Genomic DNA, 22,040 nt, shown 5'->3' with positions numbered 1-22,040 from the left:
GGAGGCCTGAATGCCAAGCAGTAGACGTGTCCGCTTACTACAGGCCGCCGGGGCCGTGACCGCGATAGCCACTGTCGCGTTCGGTGCCTCGACGGCTTCGGCCGCGGAGCCGGACGGACCGTTCATCAGTGAGATCCACTACGACAACGTCGGCGCGGACACCGGTGAGGCGCTGGAGATCGAGGCTCCCGAGGGCTTCGACCTGACCGGCTGGCGGCTCGCCCTGTACAACGGCAGCGGCGGTGGCGTGTACGGCACGACCACGCTGTCCGGCGCGGTCCCCGCCGCGGGCGTGGTCGTGCAGACCTACCCGACCGACGGCCTCCAGAACGGCTCCCCCGACGGCGTCGCCCTCGTGCGCCCGGACGGTACGGTCGCCGAGTTCCTGTCCTACGAGGGTCCCCTCACCGCGACGGGCGGCCCCGCGAACGGCACGACCGCCACGGACATCGGCGTGGCCGAGGGGGCCGCGACGCCGGTCGGCTACTCGCTGCAGAAGGTCGGCGGCGTCTGGCAGGCGGCGGCGCCCAACACGTTCGGCACCCGCAACTCCGGCGGCGGCAACCCGGACCCGGGGTCCGGCGACTGCGCCGCGCTGACCGTGAACCACACGATCGCCGAGGTCCAGGGCACGACCGACACCTCCCCGCTGGCCGGCAGCCAGGTCGTGGTCGAGGGCGTCGAGACCGCGGACCACCGCACCGGCGGCTACAACGGAATCTACGTCCAGACCGCGGGCTCGGGCGGCCACGCGGCCGCCGCGGGCACGCCGTCGGACGGCGTGTTCGTCTACCTGACGTCGAACGCCGCCAACCAGCCGAGCGTCGCGATCGGCGACGACGTGAAGGTGCGCGGCACCGTCAGCGAGTTCAACGGGCTCACCGAGATCAACATCGGCGCCAAGGCCGACGTCGCCGTGTGCGCGAACAACGCGCCGCTGCCCGCGCCGGTCCCGCTGACGCTGCCGCTCGACGCGGCCGGCCGCGAGTCGGTCGAGTCGATGCTCGTCGCGCCGGTCGGCGACTACACGGTCTCCGAGGTCTTCAACACCAACCGCTACGGCGAGGTCGTGCTCGCCGCCGGCGACAGGGCCGCGCCGACGCCGACCGACCTGTTCCGGCCGGGCAGCCCGGAGGCGCTCAACCAGGCCAATGCCAACAAGCTGGGCCGGCTGCTGCTGGACGACGGCTCGACGACGAACCTCTCGACCGCGGGCCAGCTGCCGCCGTACGTGTACCCGGACGCGCCGCTGCGCGTGGGTGACCAGGTGGAGGCGTTCGCGCCGACCGTGCTGTCGTACGGGTTCGACGAGTGGCGGCTCCAGCCGACCACCCCGGTGACCGCGACGACACCCGCCCCGCAGCGCACCACGTTCAAGTCGACCAACCCGCGCACCCCGGCCCCGGAGGACGTGGGCGGCGACATCCGCCTCGCCAGCTTCAACGTGCTGAACTACTTCGTGCACTTCGGCGGCGACGCCCGCGGTGCCGCCGACGAGGCTGGGCTGGCGAAGCAGGAAACCAAGATCGTGTCCGCGATCTCCGCCCTCGGCGCGGACGTCGTGGCCCTGGAGGAGATCGAGAACTCGGTCCGCTTCGAGGCGAACGACCCGCAGAAGGCGTTGAAGCGCCTGGTCGCCGCGCTGAACGCGAAGGACGGCGCGGGCACCTGGGACTACGTGCGCTCCCCCGCCGGCCTGCCACCGGCCGCGCAGCAGGACTTCATCACGACCGCGATCATCTTCAAGCCCGCCTCGGTGACCCCGGTCGGCGACGCGCAGACGATCAACGACGAGTCGGTGTGGTTCAACGCGCGTGAGCCGATCGCGCAGACCTTCACGGCCGGCAGCGAGAAGTTCACGGTGGTGGCCAACCACCTCAAGTCGAAGTCCGCGTCGACCCCGCCGGCCGGCGACAACGTCGACACCGGTGACGGGCAGGGCGCGTACAACGGCGACCGGGTCCGCCAGGCCCAGTCGACGATCGCGTTCGTCAACCGGCTGAAGGCGTCCTCCGGCAGCGACGACGTGTTGCTGCTGGGCGACTTCAACTCCTACACCCAGGAAGACCCGATGAAGGTCTTCTACGACTCGTCGTTCCAGGACCTCAGCAACGGCGAGGCGAGCTACGTGTTCGGCGGCGAGTCCGGCTCGCTCGACCACGCGATCGCGACGCCGTCGCTGGCCTCGCGGGTCACCGGCGTGGACGTGTGGCAGATCAACGCGCACGAGTCGTTCGCGTTCGAGTACGACGGCAACCCGGCGTTCTACCAGCCGAACCCGTACCGCGCGAGCGACCACAACCCGAAGGTGATCGGGCTGTCGACGGGTCCGGTGCGGCTGCAGTTGTTGAACATCAACGACTTCCACGGCCGGCTCGAGTCGCCGGCCACCGGGGCGAACGGCCCGGTCGGGGGCGCGGCACAGCTCGCGGGCCTGGTGGACCAGCTGCGCGGGCAGAACCCGAACACGCTGTTCCTGTCGGCCGGTGACAACATCGGCGCGTCGACGTTCGTCTCGGCGATCGACCAGGACAACCCGACGCTCGACGCGTTGAACCTCATGGGGTTGGACGCCGCGGCGGTCGGCAACCACGAGTTCGACAAGGGCTTCGCGGACCTGACCGGCCGCGTCGTGCCCCGGGCGGACTTCCCGTACCTGGGCGCGAACGTGTACCGGGGCGCGGACCGCGCGTTGCCGCCGTACGAGGTGAAGACGGTGGACGGCGTGCGCGTCGGCATCGTGGGCGTGGTGACCGAGCAGACGGCGTCGCTGGTGAACCCGGACGGGGTCGCCGGGCTGACGTTCAGGGACCCGGTGCCGGAGGCGGAAGCCGTTGCCGCGCAGCTGAAGGACGGCAACGAGGCCAACGGTGAGGCGGACGTCGTGGTCCTGCTGGCGCACGAGGGCGCGGCGACCGAGAACATCGGCTCCGTCGCGGACCTGCAGCGCGACCCGGTGTTCGGGCGGTTCATGAACATGTCCGGCAACGTGGACGTGATCCTCAGTGGACACACGCACCAGCCGTACGCGTTCACCGCACCGATCCCCGGCACGGACCGGCTGCGGCCGGTCGTGCAGGCCGAGGACTACGGCGTGAAGCTGGGCAAGGTCACCCTGTCGATCGACCCGGCGACCAAGCGGGTCATCACCTCCGACGCCGCGCTGCTCAACGTCGAGGGCGTCACCCCGGACCCGGCGGTGGCGGACCTCGTGGCGCGGGCCAAGGCGAACTCCGCGGAGCTGGGCAAGCAGCCGCTCGGCTCGATCACCGCGGACATCAGGCGGGCGGTCACGTCGACCGGCGCCGAGGACCGCGGCAGTGAGTCGGTGCTGGGCAACTTCGTCGCCGACGTGCAGTTGGCCGGTACCCAGGACCCGGGCCGGGGTGGGGCGCAGATCGCGTTCATGAACCCGGGCGGGCTGCGGGCCGACCTGCTGTACGCGCCGGACGGCGTGGTCACCTACGCGGAGGCGTTCTCGGTGCAGCCGTTCGCCAACGACGTCGTGACCAAGACGTACACGGGTGCGCAGATCAAGCAGGTGCTGGAGGAGCAGTGGCAGCCCGCGGGCGCGTCGCGGCCGAAGCTGCACCTGGGCGTCTCCAAGGGGTTCGACTACACCTACCTGCCGGACAACCCGGCGGGGCAGCGGATCACCGGGATGACGCTGAACGGTCAGCCGATCAGTCCCACCGGGACCTACCGGGTCACGGTGAACTCGTTCCTGGCCGCGGGTGGCGACAACTTCCTCACCCTGGGGCAGGGCACGGACCGCGTCACCACCGGCGACAACGACCTGACGATGCTGAACGCCTACCTGGCCGCCCACTCGCCGGTGACGGCGGACCCCGCGCCGAGGTCGTCGATCGGCACGCCGGCCCCGACCTGTGACCGGACGATCACGGGCATGCGGTTCGGCACGGTCGTGGTCTCGGCCGGCCTGACCTGCTTCGAGAACGCGACGCTCTTCGGTGGCGTGACGGTCAAGGCGGGCGCGTCGGTGACCATCACCGGTGGCCTGGTCGTGGGCCCGATCACCGCGGCGAACGCGGGCCAGGTCGCGGTGTCCGGCGCGCAGGTCATCGGCCCGGTGGCGGTCACCGGCTCGACCGGCGCGGTCGCCGTCGACAAGGCCAAGATCACCGGCCCCATCGTGTTGCAGGGCAACAAGAAGGGCGTGAAGCTCGACACCGCGCAGGTGACCGGGCCGATCTCGGTGACGGGCAACACCGGCGGCGCGTCGGTGGTGGCGGGCAACTCGATCGTGGGCCCGCTGGCCTGCTCGGGCAACAACCCGGCCCCGGGCAACGACGGCCGCAAGAACACGGTGTACGGCCCGGCGACGGGACAGTGCGCCAAACTCTGAGTGACTGACGGGGAAGGCCCGCCCGGCGTGTCGCCGGGCGGGCCTTCCCCTTGGCCCCCCGGGGTTACTGGAAGTACCACCTCTGGCTGAGGTACCCCGCCTGGCAGGTCGTGACGGCCACGGGGGTACCCGGCGCGTTCGAACCGATGTCCGCGCACAGGCCGTTGTAGTTGCGGAACGAACGGTCCTCGGAGTAGTTGAACCACCTCTGGCTGGTGTAGCCGGGGTGGCAGGTGGTGATCCCCACCCGGGTGCCGGGCGCGTTGGACCCGATGTCCATGCACAGGCCGTTGTTGACGTTCACGACGGTGTTGTCCCCGTTGAACACCCAGAACTGGCTCAGCAGGCCGGAGTTGCAGTAGGTCATCCCGACCACCGTGCCCGGCGCGTTCGAGCCGATGTCCATGCACAGGCCGTTCTGGTTGCGGATCTGCACGGCCAGTTGGTCCGACTCGGTCACGGGCCGCGGCACCGCCTGCCGCGTCTCGGCGCCGGCCGTCCCCCCAGTGACGCCGACCACCGCGACGGCGGCGAACGCCATCGTGGCCACGGTGGAGATCCATCTTCGAAGCAATACACCCTCCCAGTGACAGCAACTTCAGCTTTGTCAACTTGCGGTTGCTTAAACGTGAGTTGCAACCGGGGCAGTCTCGCGCGGTCGGCGGACGGCTGTCAACGCTGGTTTAGGATCTGCCCGGGAGGCGTCAACGGACCGGAGGTGACCAGCGTGTCCGAGCCCACCCTGGCCGCCAGGCTCGACAGGCTGTTCACCACGATGCGCCGCCACGGGACCGCCGAACCCAGCAACGCCACGGTCGCCGCGGCGATCACCGAGCAGCTCGGCGTGCCGATCTCGCACACCTACATCTGGCAGCTGCGGACCGGCCGCCGGGACAACCCGTCGATCCAGCACCTCACCGCGCTCGCCACCTACTTCGGGGTCCCGGTCGCCTACTTCCTCGACGACGAGGAGAGCGCGCGGATCGAACGCGACCTGGAGCTGCTCTCGACACTGCGCGAGAACGGCGTCACCGACATCGCCCTGCGTGCCGCGGACCTGTCCCAGGAGAGCCGAGACGCGGTGAGCGACCTCATCACGCGACTTCTCCGGCTGGAGAACCGCCGCGACTGACCTGTGCCACCATGATCTCGATGATCTCGAGGTTCTCGGGGGGGTCATGAACCGACTGCTGGACGCCGTCGCGTCCCTGGACGTGCCGGATCCGTTCGACATCGACGAGTTGGTGCGCCGCGTCGCCGTGCGGCGCGGCCGCCCGATCACACTGCGCGCGCTGCGCATCGGGCCGGGTGGACCGAGCGGCCTGTGGCTCGCGGTGCGCGACGCGGACCTGATCTGCTACGAGGCCGGGACGAACGCCGTGCACCAGGCGCACATCGTCCTGCACGAGCTCGGCCACGTGCTGTGCGGCCACGACTCGGCCGGCACCTCCCCGGACAGCGTGCTGCGCTTCCTCCTGCCCACCCTCGACCCGGCCGCGGTCTCGCGGGTGCTCCGCCGCGGGGCCTACCACGACGAGGAGGAACGCGAGGCCGAGCGGTTCGCGACGCTGGTGCGGCAACGCGCCGGACGGCTGCCGGTGCTCGCCCCGACGGCCCTCGCCGCGCGGGACGAGGTCGTGCTGCGGCGCATCGAGGCGGCGCTGCGGCCGTGACGGTCCAGTGGGACTGGCTCGTGCCGCTCGCGCTGTGCTGGCTGGGGCTGCTGACCCGGCTGGCCGGTCCGCGCCGCGGAAGGGCCACCCGCGCCGGACGGTGGATGTCCGTGGCGCTGACCGGGCTGGTCGCGTCGATGACCCTGCAGCTGGCCGTCGTGCACCCGGCCGTCGACGCGTTGACCGCGCCGGGCCTCGCCGCGATGGCGTCGAACTGCCTGACGGTGCTGGCGCTGGCCGCGGCCGGGTGCACCTTCCTGCACCTGGAACTGCCCGCGCCGGTCGCCGCACCGCGGGTCGCGAGGTGGCTGGTCCTCGGGCTCGCCGTGTGCGCCGTGCTGGTCGTGCTGTTCCTGACGGCGCCGTCGAACTACCCCGAGTACGTGGCGAGGAGCCGCGGTGCGGACCCCGTGCCGCTGGTGTCCTGGGAGGGCTACGGCTACGTCGCCTACGTCGCGCCGGCGGCCGTTCTCCTCGGGGCGTCGGCGTGGCGGTGCGCCCGCGTCGCCGACCGGTTCACGCTGCGCCTCGGCCTGCGGATCATGGGTGCGGGCGACGCGGTGGCGGCCGCCTACGCCGTGACCAGGTGCGCGGGAATGGTCGCCTACGACGCCGGCGTGCGCGGGTCGGTGCTCTACGGACCGCTGGTCGGGCTGCTGTTCCGGCTCGCCATCCTGCTGGTGCTGCTGGGCCTCGCGCTGCCGCTGGCCGGCCGGCCCACCGGGATGGACCGGGTCGCGCGCTGGGTCGCGCTCAACCGGCAGTACCGGTTGCTGTTCCCGCTGTGGCACGCGCTCCGGTCGGAGTTCCCGGACATCTCACTCGATCCGTCGCCGCGCCGGCTGCCGTTCGCCGCGCCGGACGGGGTCCTCTACCGTCGGATGATCGAGATCTGGGACGGCCTGCTGTGCCTGCGGCCCTACGTCGACGGCGCCATGGACGCGGTCGCGGTGCACCGGGCGTTGGCGTGCCGGCATGCCGGCGAACGGGCGCGCGGTGGCACCGCGCCCGCCGCACCGGCCGGTGACGAGGTGGCCGAGCTGACCGAACTGGCGAGGCGGTACCGGGTCATCGCCCGAGCGCGCGGTCCGGCGCGCTTGTAGCGTGGGCCTGGTGAGGATCGGACTTGGCGCCCCGGTGTCCGGCGCGTGGGCGACCCCGGAGACGCTGGCCGCGTTCGCGGCGCACGCGGAGGAACTCGGCTACGACTCCCTGTGGACGTTCCAGCGGCTGTTGGTCGGCGTGGACGACCAGCTGGACGCGGTGTACCAGAGCGTGCTGGACCCGTTGCTGGCGCTGACGTTCGCGGCCGCGCACACCTCGCGGATCCGGTTGGGGGTCGCGCTGGTGAACATGCCGTTCATCTCGCCGACCTACCTGGCCAAGCAGGCCGCCACGCTCGACGTGCTCTCCCACGGCCGCCTCGACCTCGGCCTCGGCGTCGGCTGGTCGCGCAGCGAGTTCACCGCGACGGGGGCCGACAGGGCCCGCCGGGGTGCCCGGGCCGAGGAGTACGTACGGGTGCTCCGGACACTGTGGACGGACGATCCGGCGAGCTTCGACGGTGAGTTCTACACGGTGCCGCCCAGCCGGATGGCGCCCCGGCCGGTGCAGCCGGGTGGCCCACCGGTCCTGCTGGGCGGCGTGGTGCGGCCGGCGCTGGAGCGGGCGGGCCGGCTCGCGGCGGGCTGGATGAGCCGCAGCGCCCACGACCTGGACCGGATCGGCGAGGACGTCGCGACCGTCCGCGCCGCCGCGCCCGACCCGGCCGCGGTGCGGGTCGTGGTCCGTGGCGTGGTCCGGCCCGGGACGCGGGACGGCCGCCTGTCCGGCACCTACGACGACATCCGCGCCGACGCCGAGTGGCTCGCCGAACAGGGCGTGACCGAGCTGTACTACGACTTCAACTGGGACGACCGCATCGGCAACCCGGCCGCGGACCCGAAGGCGGCCGCGGCACTGGCGACCGAGATCGCCGAGGCACTCGCGCCGGTCAGCTGAGCGCGCCGGCCAGGATCGCGCCGACCGCCAGGCCACCAGAGCGGCGAGCTGGGCCTGGAAGCCCCTGTTCGCCCAGCGCGCGTTCTCGTCGTTGCCGGCACGCAGCCCGGTGAGGGACTGGATCTTCGCCTTGGCCAGCATGCGGTCCACGTTCTCGCGGCTGTTCGCCCAGTAGCGGTCATCCGCGCGCCACTTCTCCAACTGCTCGAAGTGGACGACGTCCGAGGTCCGCTGCCGGGTGGCCATCAGGCCGCAGAACGCGCTGGCGGCGAAGGCCACGAACGTCACCGCGAGCGCCCACAGGGCCGGCGCGGGCGGGGTGTACCCGGCCGCGCCGGTCACGAGCGCGGAGGCGGCGAAGAGCCGTCTCGCCGCCTCGTCACGCTTCGTTACGGCCGACATCGATGGGCATGCCTCGCGATTCAGTGGTGGCCCGTGATCATCGTGGATTCGAACCCACGGACCGAATGCGGCATTCCGGGCACTGGCGGGGGTTGGGGACGGGTTCCGCAACACCGGGTCGGTGGCGTCCGGCATGCTGTGCCGGGTCAGCAGGGGTGGAAGGGAACTCGCGATGGACGCGGAGACGGGGACGGCCGATCGGCTCGCGGTGCCGGCCAGCGTGGGCAGCCCGGCGAAGGTGACGCAGCCGCACGGGCTCGCCAAGTGGCTGCTGCGACACCAGGTGGCGCCGGTCGGCCCCGAGGCCGCCGAGGGGCACGGCAAGCCGCAGGCCTGGTGGAAGGTCATGTGCCTCACCGGCGTCGACTACTTCTCCACGCTGTCCTACCTGCCCGCCATCGCCGCGCTCGCGGCCGGTGCGCTCTCGCCGCTCGCCACGTTGCTGATCGTGGCGCTCACGCTGTTCGGCATGCTGCCCATGTACCGGCGCGTGTCCCGGGAGTCGCCGCACGGGCAGGGGTCGGTCGCGATGCTGGAGACGCTGCTGCCGTTCTGGCGCGGCAAGCTCTTCGTGCTCGTGCTGCTGGGCTTCGTGGCCACCTCGTGGATCATCACGATCACGCTGTCCGCGGCGGACGCGTCGGTGCACATGGTCGAGAACCCCGCCTTCCCGGGCTTCCTGCACGGGCACGAGGTGCTCATCACCGTCCTGCTGCTGGTCGTCCTCTGCGGCGTCTTCCTGCTCGGCTTCTCCGAGGCGATCAGCGTCGCGATCCCGCTGGTCGCGATCTTCCTGCTGCTCAACGCCGTCATCGTGGTCGTCGGGGTGGTCGAGATCTTCAGCACCCCGGACGCGCTCTCCCGCTGGACCGACCGCCTCACCGAGCACGGGTCCGGGTTCCTCGACATCGCCGGGCCGGCCGTGCTCGCGTTCCCGCTGCTCGTGCTGGGGCTGTCCGGGTTCGAGACCGGTGTCAGCATGATGCCGCTCATCAGGGCCGACGGCCCCGAGCAGAAGGTCCGCAACACCGGCAAGCTGCTCATGACGGCCGCGCTGGTCATGTCGGTGTACCTCATCGCGACGAGCTTCATCACCACCGTGCTCATCCCCGCCAAGGAGTTCGAGGAGGGCGGCGGGGCCAACGGCCGCGCGCTCGCCTACCTCGCGCACGAGCACCTCGGCGCGGTGTTCGGCACGGTCTACGACATCTCCAGCGTCCTGATCCTGTGGTTCGCGGGTGCCTCCGCGATGGCCGGACTGATCAACATCGTGCCGCGGTACCTGCCCGCGTACGGCATGGCGCCGGAGTGGGGCCGGGCCGTGCGCCCGGTCGTGCTCGTGTACACGGTGATCAGCATCGGCATCACCCTCGCGTTCGGCGCGGACGTCAACGCGCAGGCCGGCGCCTACGCGACCGGGATCCTGGCGATGATGGTGTCCGGCGCGGTCGCGGTGACGATCTCCGCGTTCCGCAAGGGGCAGCCGAAGGCCGGCGTCGCGTTCACCGTGCTCACGCTGATCCTGCTGTACGCGCTGGTCGAGAACGTGATCGAGAAGCCGGACGGCATCGCGATCTCCGCCGCGTTCATCGCCGGCATCATCGTGGTGTCGCTGATCTCACGCGTCACCCGCACGACCGAGCTGCGCGTCGACCGCATCGAGTTCGACGAGACCGCCCGTCGCTTCATCACCGAGAACATCGAGCACGACGGCCGCCTCGACCTCGTGGCCAACAAACGCCAGGCGGGCGACGAGGCCGAGTACGCGGACAAGGAGGGCGAGCAGCGCGGCCTGAACCCCCTGCCGGGCGTCGCGGACGTGCTGTTCCTGGAGATCGACGTGGTCGACCCCTCGGAGTTCAGCGACGTCCTCGAGGTGCGCGGCTTCGCCGTCGGCTCGCACCGCATCCTGCGCGCCGGCGCCCCCGCGGCTCCGAACGCCATCGCGTCGATCCTGCTGGCACTGCGGGACACGACCGGGGTGCGGCCGCGCTGCCACTTCGAGTGGTCGGAGGGCAACCCGCTCGGGCACCTGTTCCGCTACCTGATCCTCGGCCGGGGCGACACGCCCCCGGTGGTGCGGGAGATCATCCGCCAGCACGAGCCGGACCCGACGCGACGCCCCCGCATCCACGTCGGCGGCTAGGGCAGCCCGACCACCCACCAGCGGCCGGGCCGGCCGGAACACCCGCACCAACGTCCACGGCCAAGGCGGCTCGACCACCCGCCAGTGACCGGGCCCGGCCACTCCGAATCAACGTCCACGGCCAGGGCGGCTCGGCCACCCGCCGGCGGCCGAGCCGGCCGAACACTCCGCACCAACATCCACGGCCAGGGCAGCCCGACCACCCGCCGGCGGCCGGACGCCTCGCGTCCACGTCCGCGGCCGGGGTGGGGTGCGAGGAAGAGGTCCTTCGGCGCGTCGGCGGCCGGCCGTGGGCGGGCTCAGGGCAGGAGCGCCTCGCCCAGTTCGCGCCACCTCGGTAGCGCGGACCGGCCCGGCTCGATGCCCACCACCTGGATCGCCACGTGGTTGGCGCCCGCTTCGAGGTGGGCGTGGAGCTTCGTGACGATGGTGTCCAGGTCGCCCCAGAAGACGAGGTCGTCGATGATGCGGTCGCTGCCGCCGTGCGCGATCTCCTCCTCGGTGTAGCCCAGGCGGCGGAACTTGGCGACGTTGAACGGGGTCGTCAGGTAGACGTGCAGGTGCTCGCGGGCGACCGCGCGTGCCCTGTCCGGGTCGGTCTCGAACAGGACCGCGTGCTCGACGCCCAGGAAGGCATCCGGCCCCAGGATCTCCCGTGCCTGCGCGGTGTGTCCGGGCGTGACGTGGTAGGTGTGCGCCCCCTGCGCGCGGTCGCGGGCCAGCTCGAGCATCTTCGGGCCGTACGCGGCCAGTACGCGCGGCACGGGCTCGTCGAAGCCGTCCAGCTCGTCGAGGTACTCCGCCATCGCCGTCAGCGGCTTGGTGCCCGGGCGGCCCTGGCCGAGGCCGAGCCCCAGCAGGTGCCGGCCGGGGTAGGCCTCGGCCAGCAGGGCGGCCGCGCCGTGGGCCGCGCGGGCCGAACGCGCGGTGACCTGGGCGATCCCGTTCACCACGTGCAGCCGCTCGGTGCTGGCGAGCAGGAAGCCGGCCAGCGAGAACGCCTCGCGGCCGCCGACCTCCGGGAACCAGAACGCCGGCCAGCCCCGTTCCTCCAGCTCGCGCACCGAGTCCCGGATCAGCGCCGGCGGCTGGCGCTCGAAGTCGAACGTGTAGACCCCGAACCGTCCGAGGTCCTCAAGGGTGGTCAAAGCTCTCCTCCTGGTCAGAGTGTCCGGCCGAGTGTCGCGACGAGCGAGGCGATGCGCTCCTCGTCACGTTTGTAGTGGGTCCACTTGCCCACCCGCGTCGCCCGCACCAGGCCCGCGCGCTGCAGCTCGGCCAGGTACGCCGAGACCGTCGACTGGGCCAGCCCCACCTTCGCCTGGATGTGGGTCACGCACACGCCGACCTCGTGCGGGTCGGCGATGGCGCCGTCGAGCGGGAAGTTGCGCTCCGGGTCGCGCAGCCACGTGAGCAGCTGGAGGCGAACGGGGTTGGACAGCGCTCGCAACGCGCTGACGACCTCGGGATCGGGGACGTCGGTCTCGGTCACACCGCCATAGTAGCGACGTTTCGAAGATTGTCGATATGACAGATGGCTTGACTTCACGTGTGGACGGTGGCTGAGATGGATCAGTGATCGCCGAGACGGAGCCGCAGGTGACCGACGACTCGGTGACGTTCCGAATGCCCGACGCCGACGCCGCGCTGTCCGGCACGCGGTTGCTCCCGGCGCTCTCCCTGCCCGGGACCGACCTCGAGTTCAGCTTCTCGGACGACGTCTGGCACCTCACGCTCCCCCGCCCGCCCGTGCAGCGCATGGAGTACCGGTTCCAGCTGCGCCACCCGGCCGGGGACGCCGAGGAGATCTGCGACCCCGCCAACCCGCGCCGCGCACCCGGCGCGTTCGGCGACAAGTCGGTCATCGAGTTCCCCGGCTACACCGCGCCTGCCTGGCTCACCGCACCCGCTGTGGACGGTGAGACGACCGAGCTGGCGGTCGACGCGCCCCTTCTCGACGGGGCCGTCGCCGTCCGGCTGTGGTCGCCCGCGCCACGCGACGAGCCGCTGCCGCTGCTCGTCGCGCACGACGGGCCCGAGTACGACCGGCTCGCGGGCCTCACCACCTACGCCGGCGCGATGATCGCGAGCGAGGAGCTGCCACCGTTCCGGGTCGCGCTGCTCGCCCCCGGCGACCGCGACGACGAGTACGCGGCCAACCCGAGGTACTCGGCCACCCTGCACCAGCGGATCGTGCCGGCGCTGCGGCAGGCGGTGGCCGTCACCGAACCGGTGGTCGGCATGGGCGCGAGCCTCGGCGGCCTCGCGATGCTGCACGCCCAGCGCGCGCTCCCCGGCCTGTTCGGCGGGTTGTTCCTGCAGTCGGCGTCGTTCCTCACCGTCGACCTCGACCCGCAGGAGCAGCACCGGTTCGACCGGTTCGCCCAGGTCAGCGTGTATGTGGCGGACGTGCTGCGCACGGTGCCGCACGAGACCGTGCCGGTCACGATGACCTGCGGGCTCGCCGAGGAGAACCTGGCCAACAACCGGCAGATGACCGCCACGCTCACCAAGCAGGGCTACGAGGTCCGGCTGGTCGAGGTGCCGGACGCGCACAACTACGTCGGCTGGCGCGACGCGTTCGACCCGTCGCTGACCGCGCTGCTCCGTTCCGTGTGGAGCGCCTGATGCGTCGGGACCAGTACGAGGTCGGCGGCGGCACCGTGATCGCCTACGGACACTACGGGCGGCCGTTCCTGGTGTTCCCCTCCGAGCAGGGCCGGGCGTGGGACTTCGAGACCCACGGCATGATCGAGCCGGTCCGGCCGCTCCTCGAGGAGGGCCGGGCGAAGCTGTACTGCGTGGACTCGTTCGACGAGCACTCCTGGTCCAACCGGTCGGTGTCCCTGGAGGAACGCGCGCGCCGGCACGGCGTGTACGAGTCGTGGGTCCTGAACGACGTCGTGCCGTCGATCCACGCCGACTGCGGCGGTCCACAGGAGATCGCGACGCTCGGCTGCTCACTCGGCGCGTTCCACGCGGTGCTGTTCGCGCTGCGCCGCGCGGACCTGTTCCCCCTGGCCATCGGCATGTCCGGCAACTACGACCCGTCCACGTGGCACGGCTGGGGCGACCGCGGTGACGCCGCGTACTTCGCGAACCCGTTCGACTTCGTGCCCAACCTGCACGGCGACCACCTCGACTGGCTGCGCGGGCGGCTGTCGGTACTGCTGGTCGTGGGACAGGGGCAGTGGGAGGACACCACCGGCTCGCTGCGGTCCACAGTAGATTTCGCCGATGTGCTGCGGGGCAAGGGGTTGCGGTGTGAACTGGACGTGTGGGGCCACGACGTCCCGCACGACTGGCCCTCGTGGCGGGCACAGCTCGCCCATCACCTGCCCCGGTTCTGTTAGGAGGATGCGTGGACCGCACGGAACATCTGCTCGGTCTCCTGTTAGGCACCGAAGAGGACTGGCCGTTGGCCTTCGAGGAACTGGTGCGCCGCCTCGGCCCGGTGCGCCACGGCGACGCGGAACACACCCTGAACACCGAACGGATCACGATCGAGCCGTTCGACCTGCGCGCCAAGCCCCGGTACGACCTGGTGATCGACCGGCTCGCGTACTGGTACTACGTGCCGCGCGAGTGGTTGAAGAAGATCGCGCTGATGGACGACGTGTACCTGCTGAACAGCCCGTTCACGTTCCAGTCCATGGAGAAGCACGCGGCGTACTGCGCGATGATCCGGCTGGGCCTGAAGGTCCCGGACACCTGGCTCGTCCCCTACAAGAACCCGGTCGACAACGCTCGGTACGCCTACACCGCGGCGAAGTACAACCAGGCGTTCGACCTGGACGAGATCGCCGCGCGGATCGGCTACCCGCTCTACATGAAGCCCTACGACGGTGGGGCGTGGCGGGGCGTGTCGCGCATCCGCGACAACCGGACGCTGCACCAGGCCTACGACCAGTCCGGCGAGATGCTGATGCACCTGCAGGCGTCGGTCGAGGGCTATGACGTGTTCGCCCGGTCGCTGACCATCGGCCCGGACAGCATGGTGATGAAGTTCCAGCCGGACCAACCGATGCACAACCGGTACGCGGTGGACCACGCCTTCCTGTCCGAGTCCACGGGTGCCGAGGTGCTGACGATCTCGCGGCTCATCAACGCGTTCTTCCGCTGGGAGTTCAACTCCTGCGAGAGCCTGGTGGTCGGCGAGGCGGTTCACCCGATCGACTACGCCAACGCGTGCCCGGACATCTCGATCACGTCGCTGCACTACTACTTCCCGTGGGCCATCGGCACCCTGCTCAAGTGGTCGGTCTTCTGCGCGGTGACGGGCCGGCGTGCGCGGCTGGACCTGGACACCCGCAACTACTTCGCGGTCGCCGACTCCGACCGCACCTACGACGAGAAGCTGACCGAGTACCGCCGCCTGGCCGACGACTACTTCGAAACCGAGCGCTACCAGGACTTCTGCGCGACCACCCTGTCCGGGGTGGACGGACTGGTCCGCGACTGGGTGACCTCCGCCGCCTTCGACGACCTGCTGGTGTCCACGGTCCGGTCGACGTACCCGGCTCGCGAGCACGACCAGTTCGTCGCGCACTTCCGCGGACTACTCGGCCTCTGGGTCGAGGACAACGCGTAGGGCGTCCCGCGGCGCGGTCATCGGGGTGGCAGCGTGGGCCGGCCGGGCACGGCCAGCCGGTTGTAGCCGTTGATGATCACGATCAGCCACAGCACGGCCTGGTACTGCGCCTCGGTGAACACCTTCGTCGCGTACTCGTACACCTCGTCGGGCACGTCCCGGGTCTCCGAGAGCCGGGTGACCGTCTCGGTCAGCTCCAACGCGGCCCGCTCCTGCTCGCTGTACAGGTCGGTCTCGCGCCACGCGGCCAGCAGGTTGAGCCGGCGGACGTCCTCGCCCTGCCTGAGCGTGTCGGCGGTGTGCATGTCCAGGCAGAACGCGCACGCGTTGAGCTGCGACGCGCGGATCCTGACCAGATCGAGGAGCCTGCGGTCGAGGCCCGCGGCCTCCGCCGCCTTCTCGACCTCGAGCGCGGCCGTGTGGAACGCCTTCCCCGCCGCGGGGATGCTGTTGTGCGACTGGATTCGCTGTGTCACACCAGCAACGTTAGCGACAACCTGTCCACGGGGAGAGTCCACTTTCGGGGCGAAAACGTGAACCTGTTCGTGTGGTGACGCGCACCTCGACCGGCGGGCGCTCGCCGCGTGGGCGCCGCTGACCGGGTACGGCGTACCGTCGCTGGCGGCACGGCCCGCCGTCCTCCGACGTCGGCGTTTAGGCCCTCCCACCACGGGTAGCACGGGCCCATGGCGCAGGTGGTGCTCGAAGCGGGGGGCGTGCGGCTCGACGCGGACGTCGTCGTGCCGGCCGGCGCCGTCGGCGTGTTGCTGATCGCGCACGCCAGCGGCAGCTCGCGGCACAGCCCGCGGAACCAGGCGGTGGCCGGCACGCTGCGGGAGCGCGGTCTGGCGACCGTGCTGGTGGACCTGCTCACCCCCGAGGAGGAGCGCGTCGACGCGGTCGACGGACGACTGCGGTTCGACATCGGCTTGCTGGCGGACCGGTTGACGGGCGTGATGGACGACGCGCCGCCGGCGATCGCCGAGCTGCCGCTCGGGCTGTTCGGGGCCAGCACGGGCGGCGCGGCGGCACTGGTCGCGGCGGCGGGGCGGCCGGAGCGCGTGCGGGCGGTGGTCTCCCGGGGCGGCCGGCCGGACCTGGCCGGCCCGGCACTGACACAGGTACGGGCACCCACGCTGTTGGTCGTGGGCCAGCACGACGCGATGGTGGTGAACCTGAACGAACGCGCCCGGCAGGTGATGACCGCCCCCACCGAACTGCGGATCGTGCCCGGGGCGTCACACCTCTTCGCGGAGCCCGGCGCCCTGGAGGAGGTCGGCGTACTGGCCGCGGACTGGTTCACCGCGACCCTGCCGATCCCCCTCGACGACTGACGCACCCAGCGCGTGATCGACCTGCCGTCCCGACTCGGAGATGGTGCGCATCCCGCCGTCCGCAGTCGTCGAGTCCCGCACGGCGATGACCGCCGCTTGCCTTTGATTTCACGAACGGGTTCCACGACCCCGCCAACGCGATGGCGACGTCCATCGCGACTGGCGCGTTGCCCCCGAAGGTCGCGGTGGGGATCTCCGCGGTCCTGAACCTCGTCGGTGCGTTCATCTCCGTCGAGGTCGCGAAGACCATCAGCAACGGCATCGTCGACGAGAAGCTGATCACGCCGACGGTGATCTTCGGCGGGCTCGTCGGTGCGATCGCCTGGCTACCTGGCTGCTCGGCCTGCCGTCCAGTTCCTCGCATGCGTTGTTCGGTCGTCGTCGCGCTGGTCGCGGTCGCCGTCGGCGCCGGGGTCTACCTGCTGTCGCGGCGCAGCCCGGTCGGCTCGCACAACGTGAACGACGACCCCGACCATGCTCATGACGCTGTGCTTCCTCGGCGCGGCCGCGGTGATCGGCTACGGCCTCTACCTGGTCGCGTTCGCCTGACCCCACTCCTCGCGGGTCACGGCCGCGGACCCGCGTCGCGAACCGTGCCCATGCCAGGAAAGGCGCTTTCGGGACGTCAAGTGTCCCGAAAGCGCCTTTCGCGCCAGCTCACCTCTGCCAGCGGACCGAGGAACTACAGGGTCTTGGCGAGCCTGTTGGCCATCAGCTTGGTGAACCGCGGCGGGTCGGCCAGGTCGCCGCCCTCCGCGAGCAGGGCCATGCCGTACACCAGCTCGGCCGCCTCCTCGAGGTCCGGCTTCTCGGCCGCGTGGGCGTCCCGCAGCGCGACGACCAGGTCGTGCTTCGGGTTCAGCTCCAGGATCCGCTTGATCTGGGGCATGTCCTGGCCCATCGCGCGGTACATCTTCTCCAGCGTCGGCGTCATGTCGTAGCTGTCGCCGACGATGCACGCGGGCGAGGAGGTGAGCCGCGAGGACAGCCGCACGTCCTTGACGTGTTCCTCCAGCGTGGACTTGAGCCAGGTGAGCAGGCCCTCGAACTCCTTCTCCTGCTCGGGGTCCTTGGCCTCGTCGAGGTCGACCTGTCCCTTGGCGATGGACTGGAACTTCTTGCCCTTGAACTCACCCACCGCGTCGACCCACATCTCGTCGATCGGGTCGGTCAGGATCAGGACCTCGAAGCCCTTGTCCTGGAAGGCTTCCAGGTGCGGCGAGTGCTCGACGGCCTGGCGCGTCTCGCCGGTCAGGAAGTAGATGTGCTCCTGGCCTTCCTTCATCCGCTCGATGTAGTCGGCGAGCCTCGTCTGCTCGTCGGTCGCGTGGGTCGAGTCGAACGACGCGATCTCCAGGATCGTCTCCCGGTTGTCGACGTCGTCGAGCAGGCCCTCCTTGAGCGCGCGGCCGAACTCGGCCCAGAACGTCCGGTACTTCTCCTCCGGCAGGCCCTTGACGGTCTGCAGCACCTTCTTGACCAGGCGCCGGCGGATGCGCTCGATCTGGCGATCCTGCTGCAGGATCTCGCGCGAGACGTTCAGCGACAGGTCCTGCGCGTCGACCACGCCCTTGACGAAGCGCAGGTACTCCGGCATCAGCGCTTCGCAGTCATCCATGATGAACACGCGCTTGACGTACAGCTGCACGCCGCGCTTGCGCTCCCGCATGAACAGGTCGAACGGCGCCTTGGCCGGCAGGAACAGCAGTGCCTGGTACTCGAACGTGCCCTCGGCCTGCAGCCGCATCGTCTCCAGCGGCGCCTGCCAGTCGTGGCTGATGTGCTTGTAGAACTCGGCGTACTCCTCCTCGGTCGCGTCCGAGCGCGCCCAGAGGGCCTTCATCGAGTTCAGCGTCTCGTCGCCCAGCTTGATCGGCCAGGTGATGAAGTCGGAGTACTTCTTGACGATCGCGGACAGTGTCGCGGTGTCCGTGTAGTCGAAGAGCTTGTCCTCCTTGTCCTCCGGCTTGAGGTGCAGCGTGACGGACGTGCCCTGCGGCGCGTCCGCGACGGGCTCGATCGTGTACGTGCCCTCGCCGGTGGACTCCCAGCGCACGCCCTCGCTCGTGCCGGCGCGGCGGGTCACCAGCGTGACCTTGTCCGCGACCATGAAACTCGAGTAGAAGCCGACGCCGAACTGGCCGATCAGCTCCTCGTTCTGCTTGGCCTCCTTGAGCTTGGCCAGGAACTCCGCGGTGCCGGACTTGGCGATGGTGCCGATGAGGCTGACGACCTCGTCGCGCGTCATGCCAATACCGTTGTCCCGCACCGTGAGCGTGCGTGCGGCGGCGTCGGTCTCCAGCTCGACGTGCGGATCGTCGGTCTGCGCGTCCAGCTCCTTGTCCCGGAACGCCTCCAGCCGGAGCTTGTCGAGCGCGTCCGACGCGTTCGAGATCAGCTCACGCAGGAAGGTGTCCTTGTTCGAGTACACCGAGTGAATCATCAACTGCAGCAGCTGGCGCGCCTCGGACTGGAACTCGAGCGTCTCGACCTGCGCGGTCACGGCATCCCCCTTTCGACGTGGTGGCCGACTGATTTTACGCAGTGCGGAACGCCGGGTGACGGCGGCCGTGCATGACCGTCAGGGCATCGTTGCCACTTGTTAGTCACTGATCGTGGTAACTCGTTCGCGGTACGGGCATCATGGGCGGCACTCGTGCAACCACACTGGGGAAATGGGGGAAGCACACATGCGAAAACTGCTCGCGATGCTGGCGGGCGCACTGGTGGCCGGCACGGTGGCCGCACCGGCCGCGGCGGCCGAACCGGTGTCGACCATCGACTGGAAACCGTGCGGTGCGGACGCGCCGGGCGTCGACTGCGCCACCATCGAGGTCCCGCTCGACTACGCGCGGCCGAACGGCCAGAAGATCCACATCGGGCTCGCGCGGCGCCCGGCGACGGACCCGGCGAAGCGCATCGGTTCGGTGCTGGTCGACCCGGGTGGCCCGGGTGGTTCCGGCGTCGCCTTCGTCGAGGGCGGCGACACGGTGACCCCGGCGGTCGCCGAGCGCTTCGACCAGATCGGGTTCGACCCGCGCGGCATCAACACCTCCAGTCAGCTGCTGTGCGACGGGGACCTCGCCGAGCGGTCGGACGCCGAGAAGCACCCGGCCAGCCAGGCCGAGTTCGACGAGCTGGCGGCGACCAACCGCGCACTGCACGACAGCTGCCGGGCCAACTCCGGCGGACTGGCGAACCACGTCGACAACCTGCACACCGCCCGCGACATGGACGCGATCCGCGTCGCGCTCGGCGAGCCGAAGCTGACGTTCCTCGGCTACTCGTACGGCAGCCTGATGGGCCAGCAGTACGCGGAGCTGTTCCCGCACAACGTCCGCGCGCTGGTCATGGACGGCAACATGGACCACAGCCTGCGGACCGCGTGGGACTTCGCCCGCACCGAGACCGCGCCGGTCGAGGAGGGGTTCCGGGAGTTCGCCCGGTGGTGTGACGCCACGCCGAGCTGCGCGCTGTACGGCCTGGGTACCACCTCGGTGTACACGCAGCTGAAGGCACGCGCCAAGGCGGGCACGCTCGTCGACCCGGACGGCGCGAAGGTCGACTTCTACGGCCTGGCCGGTGGCACGTTCCCCGTGGTCATCCCGCAGGCGTGGAGCTTCGTGGCGGAGCAGCTGCGGTGGCTGTGGGACGGCACCGGCAGCCAGCCCGCAGCCGACGCGCGACTCGCCGCCGAGATCGACAACATCGCCTACCCGTCCATCTGGTGCAGCGACTGGCGCTACCCGGTGCGCGACTACGCCGAGTACGCCGGGATCCGCGCCGGGCTCGCGCGGCAGTACCCGATCATGGAGTGGTCCCCGTACGTCGACCACCTCATGACGTGCGTGAACAGCGGCCAGAAGACCACGAACCCGCAGCGACCGCTCCGCGTCCACGGCGCGCCGCCGCTGCTGATGGTCGGCAACATCCACGACCCGGCGACGGTGTACCCGTGGAGCCTGGCGGCGTCCCGGCAGAGCGGCGCCCGGCTGCTCACGTACGAGGGCTGGGGCCACACCGCCTACGACTCCGGCCGGCAGTGCGTGGACAACGCGGTCGACGACTACCTGATCAACCTGCGACCGCCACACCGTGGCGCGAGCTGCCCGTCCGAGGACACGCCGAACCCGGCGAAGAAGGCGCTGCGCCCACTGGCCGTGCCGACCGGTTCGTACTGATCCGCACTGAAGGGGCACCCCCGCGACGTTCGGCGTCCGGCGGGTGCCCCTTCAGTGCATGAGGTACGAGCGGACCTGGCGCATCGTGTCGGAGGCGGTGCCGTCGTTGCGGACGAGCAGGCGTGGGCCGTCGCGGACGGTGTCCCAGGGTTCGTAGGCGAGGGCGGTGACCTGGTCCCAGGTGGGCACGACCAGACCCTCGAGGTCGCTCCGCCGGGCCTCGACCCGGCGGCGGTGCTCGGCCGGGTCCGTCACCACGACCTCGACCACCCGCAGGGGCGTGCCGGCGGCCGCGGCGAGCGCCGTCCACCCGGCCCTGGCCTCGGGAACGGCGCTGACGGCGTCGATCACGACGTGCGCGCCCGCGGCCAGGCTGGACGCCGCGATCTCGTGCGCGATGGCGTAACCGACCGGGTTGACCGGTGGCCCGGCCAGACCGTACCGCGCGATCGCCGCCTCGATGGCGTCGATACGCAGGTGAGCGGCGGCCAACTCGGCGGAGGCCAGCCGCGCGAGCGTGGTCTTGCCGGTGCCCGGCCGTCCCACGAACACAACCAGCACTCGGACATCATGCCGTGGCGGTCACCCGCGCGGCTGATTCCGCAAGATCTGTCAACAAAGTTGTCACGTCCATGACCAGTCGGCCATCCCGCTTGACGACCCGCCCGCCGACGATGACGGTGTCCACCGCGCGGGTGTCCATCGACAGCACGACCGAGGCGACCGGGTCGTGCACGGGCGCGGTGCCGGGCAGGTCCGTCCGCAGCAGGACGAGGTCGGCGTGGCTGCCGGGCGCGAGCGTGCCGAGGTCGTCGAGCCCGGCCACCCTCGCACCGTCGACGGTCGCCGCCCGGAGCGCGTCCCGGGTGGTGAAGCCGCCGTCGTCCAGCCGGGCGCAGGCGTAGTCGGCACGCATGAGGCTGAACATGTCCCCGGGGCCGCTGATGACGGTGTCGGCGCCGAGGCCGGTGGGCACGCCCGCGCGCCGCGCGCGGGCGGTGACCGGCGCGCCGATCCCCAGCGCCATCTCGACGACCGGTGAGACGGCGATGGCGCCACCGCTGTCCGCGATCAGCTTCAGGTGTTCGTCGCTGTAGTCGTTGCCGTGGGCGTAGCTGGTGCGCGGGCCGAGGAAACCGTGCCGTACCAGGAAGTCCAGCCCGCGCGCCGCGCTCTCCCGGCCGTGCCCGCCCATGTGGACGGTCACCGCGAGGTCGAGTTCCCCGGCGACCCGCCATTCCGCGAGCGCCCGCTCCTCCCCGGCGATCTCCGGGCCGTACGGCGCCATCGCCATGGTGACCAACCCGCCGGTGGCCGCCAGCACCCGCCGCGCCGCCCCGACCTCG

Annotated in this window: 19 protein-coding genes and 1 pseudogene; 13 read left to right on the top strand and 7 right to left on the bottom strand. The window is 70.9% G+C overall.

What is annotated here, in order from left to right:
- Nucleotides 1-10: 10 nt before the first annotated feature.
- Nucleotides 11-4,366 (top strand): ExeM/NucH family extracellular endonuclease, encoded by a 4,356-nt coding sequence (locus ACJ73U_RS32740; RefSeq protein ID WP_407781607.1) that lies wholly within the window; start codon nucleotides 11-13, stop codon nucleotides 4,364-4,366.
- Nucleotides 4,367-4,430: 64 nt separating this feature from the next.
- Here ACJ73U_RS32740 and ACJ73U_RS32735 read toward each other — a convergent pair whose 3' ends face one another.
- Entirely contained in the window at nucleotides 4,431-4,907 is a 477-nt protein-coding gene (locus ACJ73U_RS32735) for an RICIN domain-containing protein (RefSeq protein ID WP_407781619.1), read from the bottom strand.
- Between the two features lie 186 nt (nucleotides 4,908-5,093).
- Between ACJ73U_RS32735 and ACJ73U_RS32730 the strand changes: the two genes are divergently transcribed.
- The 6 genes from ACJ73U_RS32730 to ACJ73U_RS32705 all read left to right on the top strand — a co-directional run bounded on the left by ACJ73U_RS32730 (nucleotide 5,094) and on the right by ACJ73U_RS32705 (nucleotide 10,588).
- Nucleotides 5,094-5,498, top strand: a complete 405-nt coding sequence (locus ACJ73U_RS32730) for a helix-turn-helix domain-containing protein (RefSeq protein ID WP_407781606.1) — start codon at nucleotides 5,094-5,096, stop codon at nucleotides 5,496-5,498.
- Nucleotides 5,499-5,544: 46 nt separating this feature from the next.
- Nucleotides 5,545-6,039 (top strand): hypothetical protein, encoded by a 495-nt coding sequence (locus ACJ73U_RS32725; protein WP_407781605.1) that lies wholly within the window; start codon nucleotides 5,545-5,547, stop codon nucleotides 6,037-6,039.
- On the top strand, nucleotides 6,036-7,142 hold the full coding sequence (locus tag ACJ73U_RS32720; protein ID WP_407781604.1) for an MAB_1171c family putative transporter: 1,107 nt from the start codon (nucleotides 6,036-6,038) through the stop codon (nucleotides 7,140-7,142). Before ACJ73U_RS32725 ends, ACJ73U_RS32720 begins: the two co-directional genes overlap by 4 nt.
- Before the next feature lie 10 nt (nucleotides 7,143-7,152).
- Nucleotides 7,153-8,040: a TIGR03619 family F420-dependent LLM class oxidoreductase gene (locus ACJ73U_RS32715; protein WP_407781603.1), complete on the top strand. Its 888-nt coding sequence runs from the start codon at nucleotides 7,153-7,155 to the stop codon at nucleotides 8,038-8,040.
- 238 nt (nucleotides 8,041-8,278) lie between these two features.
- A complete protein-coding gene (locus tag ACJ73U_RS32710) occupies nucleotides 8,279-8,479 on the top strand; it encodes a hypothetical protein (protein ID WP_407781602.1) in 201 nt (66 codons plus the stop codon).
- A gap of 135 nt (nucleotides 8,480-8,614) precedes the next feature.
- A complete protein-coding gene (locus tag ACJ73U_RS32705) occupies nucleotides 8,615-10,588 on the top strand; it encodes an amino acid transporter (RefSeq protein ID WP_407781601.1) in 1,974 nt (657 codons plus the stop codon).
- Nucleotides 10,589-10,887: 299 nt separating this feature from the next.
- Here ACJ73U_RS32705 and ACJ73U_RS32700 read toward each other — a convergent pair whose 3' ends face one another.
- Entirely contained in the window at nucleotides 10,888-11,736 is an 849-nt protein-coding gene (locus tag ACJ73U_RS32700) for a TIGR03620 family F420-dependent LLM class oxidoreductase (protein WP_407781600.1), read from the bottom strand.
- 14 nt (nucleotides 11,737-11,750) lie between these two features.
- Complete coding sequence (locus ACJ73U_RS32695) at nucleotides 11,751-12,080, bottom strand: ArsR/SmtB family transcription factor (RefSeq protein ID WP_407781599.1); 330 nt, start codon at nucleotides 12,078-12,080, stop codon at nucleotides 11,751-11,753.
- Nucleotides 12,081-12,163: 83 nt separating this feature from the next.
- Here ACJ73U_RS32695 and ACJ73U_RS32690 point away from each other — a divergent pair, with 83 nt between their 5' ends.
- Genes ACJ73U_RS32690 through ACJ73U_RS32680 form a run of 3 tightly spaced genes read left to right on the top strand, consistent with a single transcriptional unit; the run spans nucleotide 12,164 to nucleotide 15,179 of the window.
- Complete coding sequence (locus tag ACJ73U_RS32690) at nucleotides 12,164-13,216, top strand: alpha/beta hydrolase (RefSeq protein ID WP_407781598.1); 1,053 nt, start codon at nucleotides 12,164-12,166, stop codon at nucleotides 13,214-13,216.
- Complete coding sequence (locus tag ACJ73U_RS32685; RefSeq protein WP_407781597.1) at nucleotides 13,216-13,941, top strand: esterase family protein; 726 nt, start codon at nucleotides 13,216-13,218, stop codon at nucleotides 13,939-13,941. The genes ACJ73U_RS32690 and ACJ73U_RS32685 overlap by 1 nt, the downstream gene beginning before the upstream one ends.
- 8 nt (nucleotides 13,942-13,949) lie before the next feature.
- Nucleotides 13,950-15,179, top strand: coding sequence for a RimK family alpha-L-glutamate ligase (locus tag ACJ73U_RS32680; protein WP_407781596.1), 1,230 nt, complete (start codon nucleotides 13,950-13,952; stop codon nucleotides 15,177-15,179).
- 17 nt (nucleotides 15,180-15,196) lie between these two features.
- On the opposite strand, the gene ACJ73U_RS32675 is transcribed toward ACJ73U_RS32680, so the two are convergent.
- Nucleotides 15,197-15,655, bottom strand: coding sequence for a carboxymuconolactone decarboxylase family protein (locus ACJ73U_RS32675; RefSeq protein ID WP_407781595.1), 459 nt, complete (start codon nucleotides 15,653-15,655; stop codon nucleotides 15,197-15,199).
- Between the two features lie 210 nt (nucleotides 15,656-15,865).
- Here ACJ73U_RS32675 and ACJ73U_RS32670 point away from each other — a divergent pair, with 210 nt between their 5' ends.
- Together ACJ73U_RS32670 and ACJ73U_RS32665 are read left to right on the top strand one after the other, a co-directional pair.
- Entirely contained in the window at nucleotides 15,866-16,513 is a 648-nt protein-coding gene (locus tag ACJ73U_RS32670) for a dienelactone hydrolase family protein (RefSeq protein WP_407781594.1), read from the top strand.
- A gap of 140 nt (nucleotides 16,514-16,653) precedes the next feature.
- Nucleotides 16,654-16,875: pseudogene (locus tag ACJ73U_RS32665) on the top strand (inorganic phosphate transporter); the annotation flags it as partial.
- Nucleotides 16,876-17,195: 320 nt separating this feature from the next.
- Here ACJ73U_RS32665 and htpG read toward each other — a convergent pair.
- Nucleotides 17,196-19,016, bottom strand: coding sequence for a molecular chaperone HtpG (gene htpG, locus ACJ73U_RS32660; protein WP_407781593.1), 1,821 nt, complete (start codon nucleotides 19,014-19,016; stop codon nucleotides 17,196-17,198).
- Nucleotides 19,017-19,203: 187 nt separating this feature from the next.
- Here htpG and ACJ73U_RS32655 point away from each other — a divergent pair, with 187 nt between their 5' ends.
- A complete protein-coding gene (locus ACJ73U_RS32655; RefSeq protein ID WP_407781592.1) occupies nucleotides 19,204-20,694 on the top strand; it encodes an alpha/beta hydrolase in 1,491 nt (496 codons plus the stop codon).
- Nucleotides 20,695-20,745: 51 nt separating this feature from the next.
- Here the strand turns inward: ACJ73U_RS32655 and ACJ73U_RS32650 are convergent, their stop codons facing one another.
- Both ACJ73U_RS32650 and ACJ73U_RS32645 read right to left on the bottom strand, forming a co-directional pair.
- The gene (locus ACJ73U_RS32650; RefSeq protein ID WP_407781591.1) at nucleotides 20,746-21,255 is read right to left on the bottom strand and encodes an AAA family ATPase; all 510 of its coding nucleotides are present in this window, start codon (nucleotides 21,253-21,255) and stop codon (nucleotides 20,746-20,748) included.
- Between the two features lie 7 nt (nucleotides 21,256-21,262).
- Nucleotides 21,263-22,040, bottom strand: a 778-nt coding sequence (locus ACJ73U_RS32645; RefSeq protein ID WP_407781590.1) for an amidohydrolase family protein, incomplete at its 5' end; no start/stop codon positions are given.

Origin of the sequence: Actinophytocola sp., from assembly GCF_045807065.1 — a bacterium.
GTDB lineage: Bacteria > Actinomycetota > Actinomycetes > Mycobacteriales > Pseudonocardiaceae > Actinophytocola.
The sequence above is the reverse complement of the archived record's forward strand: the minus strand, read 5'-3'. Positions and strand labels throughout refer to the sequence as shown.

Coding starts and splice junctions, on each gene's coding strand:
- ACJ73U_RS32740 (WP_407781607.1), top strand. CDS start 11: ATGCCAAGCAGTAGACGTGTCCGCTTACTACAGGCCGCCGGGGCCGTG.
- ACJ73U_RS32670 (WP_407781594.1), top strand. CDS start 15,866: ATGGCGCAGGTGGTGCTCGAAGCGGGGGGCGTGCGGCTCGACGCGGAC.
- ACJ73U_RS32705 (WP_407781601.1), top strand. CDS start 8,615: ATGGACGCGGAGACGGGGACGGCCGATCGGCTCGCGGTGCCGGCCAGC.
- ACJ73U_RS32735 (WP_407781619.1), bottom strand. CDS start 4,907: ATGGCGTTCGCCGCCGTCGCGGTGGTCGGCGTCACTGGGGGGACGGCC.
- ACJ73U_RS32725 (WP_407781605.1), top strand. CDS start 5,545: ATGAACCGACTGCTGGACGCCGTCGCGTCCCTGGACGTGCCGGATCCG.
- ACJ73U_RS32685 (WP_407781597.1), top strand. CDS start 13,216: ATGCGTCGGGACCAGTACGAGGTCGGCGGCGGCACCGTGATCGCCTAC.
- ACJ73U_RS32655 (WP_407781592.1), top strand. CDS start 19,204: ATGCGAAAACTGCTCGCGATGCTGGCGGGCGCACTGGTGGCCGGCACG.